Source organism: Acinetobacter sp. 802_lipA, from assembly GCF_058242885.1.
In genome coordinates, this window is sequence record NZ_JBZAYP010000001.1 from 733,756 (window position 1) to 748,977 (window position 15,222).

General features: G+C 39.7%; 15 protein-coding genes. 6 read left to right on the forward strand and 9 right to left on the reverse strand.

Going from position 1 to position 15,222, the window contains the following annotated elements; genetic code table 11:
- Positions 1–57 precede the first annotated feature (57 nt).
- Positions 58–1,335, reverse strand: a complete 1,278-nt coding sequence (apbC, locus tag AC4CU3_RS03660; RefSeq protein ID WP_279045146.1) for an iron-sulfur cluster carrier protein ApbC — start codon at positions 1,333–1,335, stop codon at positions 58–60.
- 314 nt (positions 1,336–1,649) lie between these two features.
- Between apbC and AC4CU3_RS03665 the strand changes: the two genes are divergently transcribed.
- Entirely contained in the window at positions 1,650–1,979 is a 330-nt protein-coding gene (locus AC4CU3_RS03665; protein ID WP_004694526.1) for a hypothetical protein, read from the forward strand.
- Between the two features lie 43 nt (positions 1,980–2,022).
- Here AC4CU3_RS03665 and AC4CU3_RS03670 read toward each other — a convergent pair whose 3' ends face one another.
- Positions 2,023–2,487 (reverse strand): hypothetical protein, encoded by a 465-nt coding sequence (locus AC4CU3_RS03670; protein WP_004981189.1) that lies wholly within the window; start codon positions 2,485–2,487, stop codon positions 2,023–2,025.
- 149 nt (positions 2,488–2,636) lie between these two features.
- A complete protein-coding gene (locus AC4CU3_RS03675; protein ID WP_279045144.1) occupies positions 2,637–3,437 on the reverse strand; it encodes a hypothetical protein in 801 nt (266 codons plus the stop codon).
- Positions 3,438–3,777: 340 nt separating this feature from the next.
- On the opposite strand from AC4CU3_RS03675, the gene metG reads away from it, so the two are divergent.
- The gene (gene metG, locus AC4CU3_RS03680) at positions 3,778–5,838 is read left to right on the forward strand and encodes a methionine--tRNA ligase (RefSeq protein WP_279045142.1); all 2,061 of its coding nucleotides are present in this window, start codon (positions 3,778–3,780) and stop codon (positions 5,836–5,838) included.
- Positions 5,839–5,905: 67 nt separating this feature from the next.
- Here metG and AC4CU3_RS03685 read toward each other — a convergent pair whose 3' ends face one another.
- Positions 5,906–6,973 (reverse strand): hypothetical protein, encoded by a 1,068-nt coding sequence (locus tag AC4CU3_RS03685; RefSeq protein ID WP_279045140.1) that lies wholly within the window; start codon positions 6,971–6,973, stop codon positions 5,906–5,908.
- Positions 6,974–7,141: 168 nt separating this feature from the next.
- On the opposite strand from AC4CU3_RS03685, the gene AC4CU3_RS03690 reads away from it, so the two are divergent.
- Positions 7,142–8,119, forward strand: coding sequence for an MBL fold metallo-hydrolase (locus AC4CU3_RS03690; protein ID WP_279045139.1), 978 nt, complete (start codon positions 7,142–7,144; stop codon positions 8,117–8,119).
- A gap of 104 nt (positions 8,120–8,223) precedes the next feature.
- Here AC4CU3_RS03690 and AC4CU3_RS03695 read toward each other — a convergent pair whose 3' ends face one another.
- The 4 genes from AC4CU3_RS03695 to AC4CU3_RS03710 all read right to left on the reverse strand — a co-directional run bounded on the left by AC4CU3_RS03695 (position 8,224) and on the right by AC4CU3_RS03710 (position 10,697).
- A complete protein-coding gene (locus AC4CU3_RS03695; protein WP_336955391.1) occupies positions 8,224–8,904 on the reverse strand; it encodes a DUF799 domain-containing protein in 681 nt (226 codons plus the stop codon).
- Positions 8,901–9,278 (reverse strand): DUF4810 domain-containing protein, encoded by a 378-nt coding sequence (locus AC4CU3_RS03700; RefSeq protein ID WP_279045567.1) that lies wholly within the window; start codon positions 9,276–9,278, stop codon positions 8,901–8,903. The genes AC4CU3_RS03695 and AC4CU3_RS03700 overlap by 4 nt, the downstream gene beginning before the upstream one ends.
- 13 nt (positions 9,279–9,291) lie before the next feature.
- Positions 9,292–9,963, reverse strand: coding sequence for a CsgG/HfaB family protein (locus AC4CU3_RS03705; protein WP_279045565.1), 672 nt, complete (start codon positions 9,961–9,963; stop codon positions 9,292–9,294).
- A gap of 110 nt (positions 9,964–10,073) precedes the next feature.
- Positions 10,074–10,697: a LysE family translocator gene (locus AC4CU3_RS03710; protein ID WP_234951372.1), complete on the reverse strand. Its 624-nt coding sequence runs from the start codon at positions 10,695–10,697 to the stop codon at positions 10,074–10,076.
- A 439-nt stretch (positions 10,698–11,136) separates the two neighbouring features.
- Between AC4CU3_RS03710 and AC4CU3_RS03715 the strand changes: the two genes are divergently transcribed.
- Entirely contained in the window at positions 11,137–12,756 is a 1,620-nt protein-coding gene (locus AC4CU3_RS03715) for an oleate hydratase (protein WP_004726755.1), read from the forward strand.
- 472 nt (positions 12,757–13,228) lie between these two features.
- A complete protein-coding gene (locus tag AC4CU3_RS03720; protein ID WP_426977256.1) occupies positions 13,229–13,684 on the forward strand; it encodes a DIP1984 family protein in 456 nt (151 codons plus the stop codon).
- Positions 13,685–13,891: 207 nt separating this feature from the next.
- On the opposite strand, the gene AC4CU3_RS03725 is transcribed toward AC4CU3_RS03720, so the two are convergent.
- Positions 13,892–14,095: an NF038215 family lipoprotein gene (locus tag AC4CU3_RS03725; RefSeq protein WP_058952158.1), complete on the reverse strand. Its 204-nt coding sequence runs from the start codon at positions 14,093–14,095 to the stop codon at positions 13,892–13,894.
- Between the two features lie 243 nt (positions 14,096–14,338).
- On the opposite strand from AC4CU3_RS03725, the gene AC4CU3_RS03730 reads away from it, so the two are divergent.
- Positions 14,339–15,220: an IS982 family transposase gene (locus AC4CU3_RS03730; protein ID WP_019767920.1), complete on the forward strand. Its 882-nt coding sequence runs from the start codon at positions 14,339–14,341 to the stop codon at positions 15,218–15,220.
- The last annotated feature ends 2 nt before the right edge of the window (positions 15,221–15,222 follow it).

Here is a 15,222-nt window from a genome sequence, read left to right on the forward strand (position 1 = left end):
AAAAGCAAAAAAAAAGCCCAGCTTAATGTGTTGGGCTTTTTTTCATTTATGGCTGATTTAGAAAATACGGGTCTGGTCTTTTTCAGCCTGAGGCAGTGCGGCTGCAATTTTTTCAGCAATTTGCATATAGCTGTCTGCTGCACTGTCTTCCACTAAAACAGAAGGCTTGCCCGCATCCGCATTTTCACGTATTTGTACATTTAAAGGTAAACGTCCCAACAGAGGAATAGCATATTGCTCCGACAGTTGATCACCGCCGCCTGTACCAAAAATTTGCTCTTCAAATCCACAATTTGAGCAAATATGGGTCGACATATTTTCCACTACACCCATGACTGGAATGTGTACGCGATTAAATAGCTCAATGCCTTTGGTCGCATCCATAAGTGCCACATTTTGCGGTGTGGTTACAATCACCGCACCTGTCACAGGAATACGCTGCGCAAGGGTCAACTGAATATCGCCTGTACCTGGTGGCATATCAATCATCAACACATCTAAATCAGGCCATAAGGTTTGATTGAACAACTGCATCAATGCCCCTGTCGCTTTCGGCCCACGCCAAGCCACAGGAGTATTATGATCACCTGTTAAATGCCCAATCGATAACACTGCCAAACCATAGGCATCTAAGGGTACAAAATTTTCCGCTTCAATCATCGGCGTTTTGCCCGCATTGCCCAACATGGTCGGAATACTTGGACCGTAAATGTCCGCATCTAAGACACCAACTTTTAAGCCTAGCTTTTGCAAAGCAAGTGCAAGGTTTACCGTGGTAGTGGATTTGCCCACGCCCCCCTTGCCCGAGGACACCAAAATCACATTTTGAATACGCGGATGCTTCGGCACATCACGTTGTTGTGGCGCTGCTTTTTGAATCGGTGGATTGTTTGGATCAGTTTCAACGGGTTGTGCAACTGCTTTGGGTGCTGAGCCTGAAGCATCAACCACTGGGGGTAAATTGCTTTTCGGTGCAGCCTCTTTTGCTTGGCTTGAACAGCTTTCACCTTCAGCATGCTGATGTCCACAGCCACCGGACTTTTCTTTATGTCCCGTTTTTTGTTGAATCACATGCATGTTTAATTCTTTGATACCGCATGCTTCAAGCGCAACCGCCAAATCATCATGAATCTTTTGTAAATCATCGGCTTCGGCAGGAAAAGTATTGATGGTAATTTGCAGAATATTGCCCTGCACATTCACTTGAGTAATGCGGTCTTTCAACGCATGGTTTGAATTGGGCAAGATATAGTTTTGCAGTACTGTTTGGATTTCTTCTTCCTTTACCTCCTGCGCAGGAGAAAAAACTGATTTAAGAGAAGAAAGCCACGACATATATGTACTCCAAATTCGAGTATTCAGCTGAATGCTATAGTTTAACCACAAAACGAACTTAGGTTAAGTTCAGTATTTATGGATTATGCCATGAAATTTAGTATTCCTAGCTTTTTAGTTGGTTTTATACGCTGAATATCAAAGGGCGAAGCTTAGTCGCTTAAGCTAACTAAAAATAAAATCGGTGAATTGGATCCTATTTTAACGTAAAGAATTGTAAGTACAATCCAATCTCCCCATTTAAGGTGATGTTATTGCATAGCAAAATATCTATATTCTATTGTTCTATCTTGACGCGATTTGGGGAGAAAAAAATGAAACTTTGGGCCGTGGTTGTTTTGGCTTGCACCATATCTAGCTTTAGTTTTGCAGACACGTCAACCAATTCATTTAAAACCCCTGCGGGTCAAACGGTGACTATCGGTGATCAAGTTCAAGACATGCAGAAAAAAATCGATTTATCGCCGATTTCTATGTCCTCTACCCCAATCAGCAGTGCACCGAATAGCCCACTTGAAACGGTATATGTATATGAAATTGCAAACTATCGTTACACCATCCGCACCGTAAACAATCAAATTCAGAGCATCATGTGGTTTAACTTGGACGCAGACCCTGCACTCAGTACACAGTCTACGCCATAGTATTAGCGAACATTTAAGGCCGACATTCGCGGTTTCGGACGGATTAAGCTTGGTCGTCTTTTTTAAACTTTTGCAGTGTTTCTGTGGCTTTCTTTTTCAACTCGTCAAACTTTTCAGTGGCTTGCACCTTAAATTCTTCCAGTTTAATTTCAGCCTCATGCTTTAACTCAGTGGCTTTAAGTTTCGCCTCATCCAGTTTATGCCCTGCTTCAACTTTAAAGTGATCCAATTTCTCCTGTGCGACTTGTTTCGCATGCTCGGCTTTGGCTTGTGCAGACTCCAACTTTTGCTCAAAAGCTGCATCGCCTTCGGCTTTACTTTCTGCTGCGTTCTGCTTTAAGTCAGTCAGCTGCTTTTCAGCATCAAGCTTGGCTTCTGTAGCCTGATGTTTGACATCTTCCAGCACTTTCTCGCCTTCGAGTTTTGCCGCTTGAGCTTTCAACTTCAAGTCTTCACCCAACTCAGTCGCTTTGGTTTTTAAATCATCGAGTTTATTGTCATTCGTCATGTTACAACCCTCTTTCGTATTTAAAATTTTGCTTAACTCAGAGTTATACCTTGCTTTTTAAGTGCTGACCTCATTTGCATCATTTGGAAACAATAGCTGTACAGGATGCAGCAATTTAAACGCCATCCTGTACCACTACACGGAAGAAACTAACGCTTTAAAGTACTGATAAAACTGATGACTGCAAACAACCAAATAAACAGAATGAAACTGCGGGCTTGAGTGAAATGGGTCACATCTGCACCGTGTACCATATTATGACGGCTGGCAGTGACACTTGAACTCGCATCCATTTTCAAGGCTTCAAGGCTCAGAAAATACGGATTGATTTCACTGGCAATTTTGACTTTATGCCATAGGCTTTTGACTTCATGGCCTTTCAAGCCTGGTACAATTTTATAGACATCGACAAACTTGGTTTGATTTTGCTGTAAATAACCATGCTCAATCAACGCATCAGTCAAAATTCCTTCAATTTGACCATAAAGAACCGTAATACAACCTGCATAACACTGCTGTTGATACAGTTTTAAGGTTTCTTCAATCACGCTGCGGCGTTGGGCTTGGAATGCCCCCAAATCCATCGCGTCGTAAGCGTCAAGCAAAGTCGCTTGAAAATAGTCTGTTTGGATTAAATTAGGCAGCTGAAACTTAGTCATATCAGCTTCTTTTTCATTGGCCGTTTGCCAGAAAAACAACAAATTGAGCACGTCATTGGCCATTGGTTCATCACTTTCATACTCAAGCTGATCGGCCATTATTGCAAAGTACGGGTCTTCAGACTCGAGCTGACGGAGCGACTCAACCAATTGTGCATGAGCTTGACTACCCATTGAAGCAAGATATTGTTCAGCTTGTTGTAAAAGTCGATTGCCCAGTAGTTTAGTCGCTTGTGGATTTTGCGGAATTCGGGTCACGGGTTGGTCGAAATCAAAATCATCATCGATCATGGACGGCATACTCTTAAAAACGGGCTGAATGTACGTATTATCGCTGTTAATGGCGCATGAATATAGAGAAAATATGCATTAGTTTTAAGCTCCATGACTTGAGTTCTGAACAATCCCTTCAATCTTTCATTAAAAGATGAACAAGCTGCTTTAGACCATGCATTTCCCATGATTTTTTCAGTATTTTGCTCAAATTAGCGATGGATGCTCAATCTAGCGATCAATTCCTATGGGCTTTAGTCTCATTTGAAAACTTTTCACCGATTCACTTGTGCAAGTCGCGGCTATCTAAGGTAAAATCGTTGACCTTATATAAAATACGAATGAGAGAGTCATATCCGTGCGTAATATTTTAGTCACTAACGCCCTACCATACGCCAATGGCCCCATCCATATGGGACACTTACTCGGTTATATCCAAGCAGATATTTGGGTTCGTGCCATGCGTGCAATGGGACACGATGTGACTTATGTATGTGCGGATGATGCTCACGGTACAGCCATCATGCTACGTGCCGAAGCCAATGGTATTTCACCTGAAGATCAGATCGCCAATGTACAAAAAGAACACATCCGTGATTTTGACGGTTTCGGTGTGCATTTCGACCATTATGATTCAACCCATAGCGATGAAAACCGCTCTCGTGCCTCTGAAATTTATGTGAAAAACCGTGAAGCAGGTAATATTGCAATCCGTCCTGTCAACCAGCTTTTTGACCCTGAAAAAGGCATGTTCTTATCGGATCGTTTCATTAAAGGCACGTGTCCGAAATGTAAATCGGAAGATCAATATGGCGACGCGTGTGAAGTCTGCGGGACAACATACAATGCGACTGAGCTTTTAAATCCGAAATCGACTTTGAGTGGTGCGACGCCTGTAGAAAAATCTTCAGATCATTACTTCTTTAAACTGCCGAATTTCTCAGAATATTTGCAAAAATGGACGCGTGACCAAGGTCGCTTACCTGTCTCAATTGCCAACAAACTGGATGAATGGTTTGAAGCGGGTCTATCCGATTGGGATATTTCACGTGATGCGCCGTATTTCGGTTTTGAAATTCCAGATGCGCCAAACAAATATTTCTATGTTTGGGTAGACGCACCAATTGGTTATATGTCGAGTTTTGAAAACTACATTAAAGCTAAACGTCCTGATTTAAGTTTTGACGACTTTTGGAAGAAAGACTCTGACAAAGAAGTCTATCACTTCATTGGTAAAGACATCGTTTACTTCCATGCCCTGTTCTGGCCTGCAATGCTAGAAGGTGCAAACTACCGTACGCCATCAGGTTTATTCGTTAATGGTTTCTTGACTGTAAATGGTCAGAAGATGTCGAAGTCTCGCGGGACATTCATCAAAGCTGAAACGTATTTAGAACACTTAAACCCTGAATATTTACGTTACTACTTCGCGTCTAAACTGTCTGATAAAGTTGAAGACTCTGACTTAAACTTGGATGATTTCGTTCAAAAGGTAAACTCAGATTTGATTGGTAAAGTGGTCAACATTGCCAGCCGTTGTGCAAAATTCATCAACACCAAGTTTGATCATAAATTATCAGCAACTTGTGCAGAGCCTGAATTGGTACAAAGCTTTATTGATGCAGGCGACTCAATTGCGAAAGCCTATGAAGCACGTGAGTTCTCTGCTGCGATTCGTGAAATCATGGCGCTTGCAGACAAAGCCAACCAATATATCGATGAGAAAAAACCTTGGGCTTTAGCGAAAGTTGAAGGCGAAGAGCAACAAGTACACGATGTATGTTCTGTCGGTATTAACCTCTTCCGTCAATTGGCTGTGTACCTTGCGCCTGTACTTCCGACTTTAGCGGCTCAAGTGCAAGAGTTCTTAAAACTAGACCGCTTTGACTTTGCTTCTGCTCAAACGGCATTGGTGGATCATGAAATTGCATTGTTCCAACCGTTAATGCAACGTGTAGACCCGAAAGCAGTTGCTGCAATGGTCGATGCATCTAAAGACTCTTTAGCGGCTGCGGCTGAACCTGTAAAAGTTGAGAAAAAGAAAGAGAAAAAAACTGCACCTGCGAAAGTTGAACCTAAAGTAGGTGAAGCAGAGATCATTGGCATTGAAGACTTTATGAAAGTTGACCTACGTGTCGCTGAAGTTTTGGAAGCTGCAATGGTAGAAGGTTCGGACAAACTGCTTCAGTTAACTTTAAATGTCGGTGAAGCTGAACCACGTAACGTGTTTAGCGGTATTCGTGAGTTCTACCAACCAGAAGACCTTAAAGGTAAATTGGTGGTGATGGTCGCTAACCTTGCACCGCGTAAGATGCGTTTTGGTATTTCAAACGGTATGGTTTTAGCTGCGGGTAATGGCGAAGGTGTTTGGGTGATTTCACCTGAATCTGGTGCTAAAGCTGGTGATAAAGTGTCTTAAGATTTAGATCTTAGATGAAAAAAGCCTCTACGTTGTAGGGGCTTTTTTAATTTTAGAATAAATTTGTTCACGGGGTGGAATTAACCTCGATGTTTACAATTTGTGTAGCCACATTCAAATATTCATATGCCACTCTAACTTTTATGGAAAAATTTTTATCTCTTGTAAACAGATACTCACAAAAACAAGCATAGGAAGCGTGAGACATATCACTAAACGAAGCAATAAATCTTTTTTCTTTTTTATGTATACCTTCATCCTGATGGTAACCAATCAGATTTAACATTGTATAAATCTGATTAACTTTTTGAAAAATATAAAATTCACTTTCTGAATTAAATCCTTTTTTCAGTTGAAAAAAATCATCTAACTCAAAATTAACTAATTCGGCGTTATTTTGTTGCAATATTTTCCATATTTGCACTAGAACATTTGGAAATTCAATTTTTCTTAGATGGTTAAGGTCGACTTTCAATGAATCCCTAAATTTTTTATGTGCTGCTTGTTCTTTATTAGCATCCTCTAAATGTTGTACTGATAATTGAACAAATGATTCATATTCTTTTTGTTGCATTCTGAGTTTAGGAATTTCAACTTTATACTTTTCTATTTCAGATAAAATATATTCATCTTTGTCCTCACAACTTTCTAGAAATTTTAGAGAACTCTCCAAAAATATCAATAAATTATTTAAATTATCAATTTGCTCATTTTCAAGTTTGTTAAAATCCTTAATTCCACCAAACATTGCAAATAAATTATTTCTCAAAGGATGCACAAATTTATTTAAATAGTTATTTTCTACAAATTGGTTAAAGTGTATTAAAGGCTCTTCCCAAGACCTAAAAATAGTATTGGTCACTTCACCATTCTCAGTTATTAAAGTAATAAAATGAGCATTCAATTCTTTAAGTACATCTAAAAAGGCTAAACCATAAACACTACTTTTCCCATTAATAACTGACCGATATATTTCTTCGAGAGTAGTAGGAGAATAAACAGCTTGAACTTCATTTTTCAAAAAATTAAATAATTCAGAATCTTTTTTTAACAAACACTTTGGCTCTGTAAATAGATCTAAAATGTTCTGATCCAAATATGCTAAAGGTTTATCCGAACATTGTTGTTCACTCATATAAATAGCTCCTTTATAATTTTAATTTACCATACAAAACTATGAATAAATTCAATAACTCATAAAAAAACCAGCATCTTTGCACCAATATTTTTTCATCAATAAAAAGCCCCAAACTCACCTAATCTATGCTAAAAACAACCAACTTAATCAATTTTTAATCAGAAAATGAAAAAGCCCATCATAACACTAGCGATCCCTTTACTTTGCCTTTTCCCTTTAATTACTCAGGCAGAAACAACCAAAATACTGCCGATCATTGAACAGCACAAACAAGTTTCAGGCTATTACCAATACCAAGCGGGTGATGTACAAATCACTGCCTTGCTAGACGGCACCAACTTCATGTCACCGAAGCTATTTCAAAACCTTCCAGAAAAAGAAGTACATGAAATTTTAAAGAAATATGCCGCCGACCAAGCCAAAGGCGTACAAACCTCAGTCAATGCCTTCCTTGTAAATACAGGTCATTCGCTGGTTTTAGTGGATAGCGGCGCAGCGAGCTGTTTTGGCGAACATTTGGGTTCAGTATTGAGCAACTTAAAAGCATCAGGCTATCAACCAGAACAAGTCGATACCATCTTACTGACGCATCTACACCCAGACCATGTCTGTGGTATTAGCCAAAATGGAGCGGCAAACTTTCCAAATGCCACAGTGTATGTCTCGAACGATGAAGCCAACTATTGGCTAAACCCGAAACAGGTCGAAAAGCTCCCGAAAGAAAAACAAGCAGGTTACTTAGGAACTGTTGAAAAAATTAAACAAGCCATTGCGCCGTATCAAGCCAAAAACCGCTTCAAAACGTATCAGTTGGGCGATCAAGTTCAAGGCTTTAAAGTGATTAATACCGCGGGGCATACACCCGGACATTTTAGCTATGAGTTAAAAACCAAAGATGAAACGATGGTATTTATTGGTGACATTGTGCACTCTCATACTGTGCAATTCGACAAGCCAGAAACCGCAATCGATTATGATATCGACCCGAAAAAAGCAGTACAAACCCGCTTAAAACAATTTGCTGAATATGCAAAAGGCGGGCAAACCATTGCAGCACCACACTTGCCATTCCCTGCGATTGGAAATATCTATTCAGCAGATAGGAAAAGCTATCAATGGATTCCTGTGCATTTTAAGGATTAATTTATACGAAAATTATCTCTTCTTTGGGGTGAGAGTTAAAAGGCTCTTCAAACCAAATAGAAGTTTGTTGAATCATAAAAATCCCCTCATTTGAGGGGATCTTTTTACTGCTGTGGACTCATCGAATTTTGAACAAAATGCGGAGAGCGAGGTCCATATAGCAACCCTTTTTGCTGCATCAACTGCGGAGCATACAACTGGGTACTCACACTGTTAGACAGTACATAGGCTTTGTCCGATAAGTGATTCGAAATTTGGTCAATCAAAGCACCCACTAACATCCCGACCAGACCGGCGTTGCTATTATTATTGGCTTGTTGGATTTTTTCCTGACCTTCCCATAATAATGCTCCGGTTTTTAAATCAACCAATTTCGCCTCTACCGCAACGGTCGAAATGGATTGAATCACCTGATACTTAGAACCATATTCTTTAACTTTGACATACAGTGCGGCATCCGCTCCAAAGATTTCATTGAGTTTCTGAATTGGGATTTGCTGCGCATCATAGCCGTTGGTTACGCCGTTTTCTTTAAATAGCGTATCGACCACAGAAATAGGGAACACATAATAGCCCGCTTCTGCTACAGGTAAAGTCACGGTAGACCAATACCCATAGGTTGCCCGTGTATCGGGTGACTCATTCACAGGCGGCAACACCAAAATAGATTTTGGCATATTGGCATGATATGCAGATAAGTCACGTTTACTTTTTGGTGTCGTAGCACAACCTGTGAAGAGTGTCACAGCAAGGCCAAGTACGCATAGTTTTTTGAAATGTTTCACTTCACACTCCTTGCCGCAGACTGGGCTGTCATTTTTTTCAAAAGACGATCCATTAATACTGTCGACTCTGGGTAGGTTTGGCGTTCAAGCTCAAAATACTGAACGGCACGTGGCCCATTATTGATATTTAAATTCAATAAGCCCAAATGCGCATACAAGCCCGGAGGCACTGCTGCATTTTTGGCTTTGGCTTTTTCAATATCTTTTTCAAGTTTACCAATCTGTTCTTGTGGAGAAGTCTTTTCTGGCAAACTCAACATCAAATAGGTTTGCTGCGGGTATTCGCCCCAGCTGTATAACGATTTTGGCGCTGAAACACAGCCCACCAAAGTCATGGTGCAGATTGCACCTAAAACCAATACGATTTTTTTCATTGATTCAAACCAGTTACTGCACAGACCACTTATTGGTTTGAATATCCAACACCAAATTATTAACCGCTTCACGCACAGCCAAATCTAGAACTTTACCGTTTAAAGTTGAATCATAAGAAGCGGTAGAACCAAAACCTAAGATTTCACGTTCACTGAGTGCGTACTCGCCTGCGCCTTGCACAGAGTGAACAATTTCTGCTGTTTTTACATCGACAATGTTTAAGTTCACTTTGGCATAAGCAATTTGGGTTTTACCACGGCCCAATATGCCAAATAGCTGGTGATCACCGACTTCTTTACGGCCAAATTCAGACACGTCGCCCGTTAATACATAACGTGCGCCTTTGATGGCTTGAGAGGATTTGGTGAAGCCTGCTTCTTGTTGTAATTCAGCTAGGTTGTCACGGTTTAGGACAGAGAAATAGCCCGATTGCTGTAAATGCGTTTCTAAAATGGTTTTCGCCTGACCACCTAAACGGTCAACATTGTCTGAAAAAATACCACGCATGTAGCTCGAGCGGTTGTCAAATTTCCCTACAGAAACTGGCGTTTTAGTGCCAGTATATTTGACAGTCGCCACTGCCGCTGTTACTTGCGGTGCTTGAATTGTTTTTGACGTTTCTGTTGTTGAACATGCAGATAATGCTAAGCCACTCAAAACGGCCAAAAATATAGATTTATTCAAAATTTATCCCTCAAATCTTTAATTTAAAAATCATAAAAAAATCAAAGGGATTATAACCATTTAGCTTTTAGTTACCTATACAAAATCCAGTTTTGTTGTTGTAAACCTTATCACTTCATTCCAAAAATAAGTTTTAAACCCAACACCGTCATTACCGCCCCTGCTGCGCGGTCAAATACGGCTTTAAACTTCAAATACACACGGCGCGGCTTTTCAGCAGACAATGCCACTGCAACCAACGAACACCAACCCGCATCAATAAAGAAACACAGGATAGGTAGTACAAAATAGTAATAGGTTGGGATTTCTTTGGGTAAAAGTGCAGTAAAAATACTGGCTAAAACAATCGCAATTTTAGGGTTGGAGAGCTGAGTAATTAAACCAGTCATAAAGGCACGGCGTAAAGTCATTGCTTTTGAGCTGGAATGATCTGCCTCAATTGGCTCTTTGGCATGTTTAATAATTTTAAATGCGAGCCAAAGCAAATAGATCCCACCACAGATTTTTAAGGCCAAATACGCTGACGGCACTGCCAACAAAAAGGCTTGTAAACCAAGTACAGCCAACAGACCAAAAATAGCGGCGCCTGTTCCAGTTCCCAATGCGGTAAACAGGCCATGCTTTCGAGAAATCGCAATCGAATTTTTTGCTACATAAATCGACGTCGGTCCAGGGCTCATTGCGCCTAACATTAATGCAAAGGCAATCGAGCCCAAAATCCAAAATGATTCCAAGAGTGACCTCTAAATTGAGAGAATTTATCAGCTGCGATTTTACGCTAAACAAAGTTTTTACGATATTCACTTTATCAGTTATTTTTCACATTTATATCGTGATCAAGCCGCAGCGTGTACGTCCATTATATTTTTTAATGATAAACAAAAAGCCTATTTTTAAGGAAATTCGGCATAGGCCATAGTGAAAACAACAATAGAGCAATTACTCAACAATAAACTTCAACATCAGCTATTTAGATCGTATTAAATTTTAATAAAAAGACAAATGTGTATTAAAAATAGCCATCATATGCTTATTTTTAATTACAAAATATAATGGGTGGATTGCTTCCCTTTTCATACATTTTTCATATATAAAAAGTCATACTATTTTTAAGGTTTTTCTAAATCACATTTTATACTTCATAGTTTTTAACATCATTATTAAAGGTGAACCATGCAAAAGAAGAAGCGCACCCCATTAGACGCACAACAGTCCCATCTTTGGATTATTGGTGGTGGTATCGCAGGTATGGCTGCTGCTGCATTTGCAATCCGTGATGCCAAAGTCCCTGCCAAAAATATCCATATTTTAGAAGAACTCGATATTTCAGGTGGTTCGATGGATGGTGGACATACACCGCATGCCGCGCAAGCTTGGGTAACACGTGGTGGGCGAATGCTGACCGATGAAACTTATTTGTGCCTATGGGACTTATTTTCCAGTATTCCATCTTTGGAAAATCCAGACATTTCGGTGCGTGAAGAATGTCGTGAGTTTAATGAAAAAGTGAAAACCCACGCCAATGCACGGTTGATTGATGCCGAACATGTCATTGCGGATGCAGCAAAGCTTGGTCTGAATACGCTACATCGTGCACAGATGCTGCGCCTATTAGCTTCAAAAGAAGAAAAAATTGGCAGTCGCCGCATTGATGAGTTTTTTGATGAAACCTTTTTTGAAACCAATTTCTGGCGCATGTGGCGCACGACTTTCGCTTTTCAAAAATGGCACAGTGCAGCAGAGTTAAGACGCTATTTCTTGCGTTTTATTCAAGAATTGCCACGCATTCATACCTTAGCGGGTGTGAAACGTACCAAGTACAACCAATATGACTCGATGATTCTGCCCCTACAGCGTTGGTTAGTCGCACAAGGCGTCGATGTGCGTTTTGGACACTATGTCACAGATGCAGACTTCATTACCAATGCTGAAACTCAAGAACGCTACGCTTCACGCCTATATGTACAATTGCCTGAAGGCTCAGAGCAAATTAATCTGAAAGCCAATGATTTAGCTATTTTCACTTTAGGCTCTATTACAGCAGACTCACGTTATGGCGGTAATCATGACGTGCCTGCCCTTATTCGTCATCGAGAAGATCATGGCTGGACGCTTTGGGAAACGCTGGCACAAAAAGCCCCAGACTTTGGCCGTCCAATGACTTTTTATGGCAATGTCGATGAACATAAGTGGGAGTCTTTCACTCTGACCATGAAAGATGACGTGCTACTTAAACGTATTATTGACTATACAGGCAATGAACCAGGCACAGGCGCACTCATGACTTGGTATGAGTCGGGTTGGCATTTATCCATCGTGGTTCCTGCACAGCCACACTTTGCCGACTTACCTGAAGGTTTATATACCTTATGGGGCTACGGTTTCCAAATTGACCATATAGGCGATTACATCAAAAAACCAATGTCCGAAGCCACGGGGCAAGAAATCCTAACAGAACTGATTAAACAGCTCGGTTTTGACGACATTTTAGATCATGTTTTGGCAACGACTGATGTTACTACCGCCATGATGCCATACGCCTCTGCCCTATTCGCCTGCCGTAAACCGGGGGATCGTCCACAGGTAATTCCACAAGGCTCACAAAACTTTGCTTTCCTTGGACAGTTTGTGGAAATTGAAGATGACGTGGTCTTTACTGTGGAATATTCAGTTCGTGGGGCGATGCTTGCCATTTATGAATTTTTTGGGGTGGAACGTGAAATCCCTGAAATTTACAACGGTCTACTTGATCCCAAAGTGGGTTTAAAAGCTTTAGAAACAGTGTTCCACTAAGTTTTTAATATATAGCGATAAGAGCACCTTTATGTCGCCACTATTACATAGTTTAATTTAAGCAACGTTTGGATACACGAGTGTGGCAGGGATGCCACACGTTATCCATCATAATAGGGATGTTATGTATGGGTAACAAAGGCTTTTGCTTTCTTTTGGCTTATCAAAAGTAAGGGTATTGCCTACACAAACAGCTTTTGTACTTTATTGAAATGTTGAGGCCGTGTACGCACCTAATTTTAAATTGGATAAAAAGCAAAATTAGATAAAACTTTATACCTCATTAGTAAATAAATTGACTAATCAACATAGGAAAAACATCTCCACGTTTTAAATAACACTCCGAAACTGACTAAGTGCTTTTCTATCGTTTTCTCATGATTTTAGATTTCATAAAAATTACAAAACTCACTTGAAGCTTTGACTGCACAGATGCAGCATAAGACTCATCTAAAACTTTAAAAATAAATCTATGAAACTAGCAGAAGCACTTTTATTGCGTAGTGATTTACAAACCAAACTCGCCTCTTTACAACAACGCATCAACAATAATGTGCTAATCCAAGAAGGCGATGAACTGAGTGAAGATCCGAATGCGCTGATTGGTGAGGCCTTTAGTATAAATACAGAGTTACATCATCTGATTGAAAAAATTCATGCGACCAATGCTCAAGCTAAAACCAGCACGGGCCAATCCATGCTCAGTGTTTTAAACACACGTGATTTACTGACACAACAGCATCGCATTATTCAACAGGCCATCGACAGCTCACGACGTGAAAATGGTCGTTATAGTTCGAGTGAAATTCGCTGGGTTAAAACCATTACGGTTGCAGACTTGCAAAAACAAGCCGATGCAATTAGCCAGCAACTCAGGCAAAATAACCTAGAGATTCAAGCTTCAAATTGGCAAATCGAACTGATCTAGCCAATTTGAGCCACAACAGTTTGGGCATATTGGGCGAGTACAAGGCCTTTTATACGTTTGTAAGGCTTTAATTCAACAAACGTTTGCAGGAAGTAAGACGTCTACTTCACATTTTCACAAATCTGGCGTAGCACAATGCATCTTTTATACTGCACATCGCACCTTGCACCACCATGTACTGACAATATGCCTCCCTATTTTTACCTATTAGTAGGCATCAGCCTGTGGAGGCTTTTTCTGATTAAAAGCCATATCTTGTGATGGTAGTTTATAGTCACGATCATGCACAGGAACACCACCAATAATCATGGTACGAGCTTCAGTTCTAGGCTGATTCAAATCCTTTTTTGCATCACACGCGGTCAGTTGAGTGAGCAATAAAACCAATACTAGGGTAGATAAGGTTTTCATCATATCCCCTCATTTATCATTATTGTTCTTTCAGCATAGCACTTTTATTTTTCCAATCCTATCGACTTTGTTACAACTCTTATCCATCTACATGAGGGTTCTCTGCGTATTTTTTTATTTAAATAAAAATCAATCATTCGGTTATAAAACAATAATATAAACGCGAATCTCAACTTTTTAAGTCTTTGAAATAAAAAGGACATAACCCAATTTAATTTTCGACTAAGAAAAGCAAAGCAAGTTATGTCCATTTACGAATTTATCATTTCTGTATTTTTAATCATAGAGCAATTTTACTCAGCGATTGTCATTCAACCTTTAAGAAGTAGAGGATTTCCACCCGCTTTAAGTGATATTGAAATTCTTACTATACAAATTGTGGGAGAGTTTCTTGGCTTAGATTCTGATAAAAATATCTGGTTCTACTTTAAACACAATTGGTTTGAATGGTTTCCAAAATTAGGTTCCTATCCTAATTTTTGCAAACATTGTGCAAAATTATGGCATGTAAATCAACAGATTATGTCACAACTAAAATCTGTTTTCGGTTTAGATAATATTCATTTTATCGATGGCTTTCCTATACCTGTTTGTCGTTATGCTAGAGCAAAAAAACATAAAAACTTCAAAGAATCTGCAGGTTTTAGTTATTGTGCGGCTAAACAAGAAAAATATTATGGTTTCAAAGGACATATCGTTATTAACTTTTCAGGAATGATTACAGGCTATACTTTTGCTCCAGCTCATTGTGATGAACGTGATGTTGCACCAGAAATTACTCAAGATATTCAGGGATTACTTGGTGGTGATAAAGGATACTTAAGACCTGAATTAAAACACTATTTTAAGTACCAAGATATTGATTTACAAACACCTTATAGAAAGAACATGACTGATAGCAGGTCTAAGGAAGCTATGGCGAGGCTCATGAATGCTCGTAGAAAAATTGAGACTGTTATAGGTCAATTAACTGAACGATTTCACATTCAAAAAGTAAGAGCTAAAGATTTATGGCATTTAACGCATAGAATTACGCGTAAGATTCTTTCACATACCATTGCAGTAATTTTAAATACACGATTAGGAAATCCACCTTTACAACTGGAAAGCCTTATTCAAAGTTGAGA

What these genes read in the sequence shown, in the direction of transcription:
- apbC (WP_279045146.1), bottom strand. Translation starts at nt 1,335, where the DNA reads ATGTCGTGGCTTTCTTCTCTTAAATCAGTTTTTTCTCCTGCGCAGGAG.
- AC4CU3_RS03665 (WP_004694526.1), top strand. Translation starts at nt 1,650, where the DNA reads ATGAAACTTTGGGCCGTGGTTGTTTTGGCTTGCACCATATCTAGCTTT.
- AC4CU3_RS03670 (WP_004981189.1), bottom strand. Translation starts at nt 2,487, where the DNA reads ATGACGAATGACAATAAACTCGATGATTTAAAAACCAAAGCGACTGAG.
- AC4CU3_RS03675 (WP_279045144.1), bottom strand. Translation starts at nt 3,437, where the DNA reads ATGATCGATGATGATTTTGATTTCGACCAACCCGTGACCCGAATTCCG.
- AC4CU3_RS03685 (WP_279045140.1), bottom strand. Translation starts at nt 6,973, where the DNA reads ATGAGTGAACAACAATGTTCGGATAAACCTTTAGCATATTTGGATCAG.
- AC4CU3_RS03690 (WP_279045139.1), top strand. Translation starts at nt 7,142, where the DNA reads ATGAAAAAGCCCATCATAACACTAGCGATCCCTTTACTTTGCCTTTTC.
- AC4CU3_RS03700 (WP_279045567.1), bottom strand. Translation starts at nt 9,278, where the DNA reads ATGAAAAAAATCGTATTGGTTTTAGGTGCAATCTGCACCATGACTTTG.
- AC4CU3_RS03715 (WP_004726755.1), top strand. Translation starts at nt 11,137, where the DNA reads ATGCAAAAGAAGAAGCGCACCCCATTAGACGCACAACAGTCCCATCTT.
- AC4CU3_RS03720 (WP_426977256.1), top strand. Translation starts at nt 13,229, where the DNA reads ATGAAACTAGCAGAAGCACTTTTATTGCGTAGTGATTTACAAACCAAA.
- AC4CU3_RS03725 (WP_058952158.1), bottom strand. Translation starts at nt 14,095, where the DNA reads ATGAAAACCTTATCTACCCTAGTATTGGTTTTATTGCTCACTCAACTG.
- AC4CU3_RS03730 (WP_019767920.1), top strand. Translation starts at nt 14,339, where the DNA reads ATGTCCATTTACGAATTTATCATTTCTGTATTTTTAATCATAGAGCAA.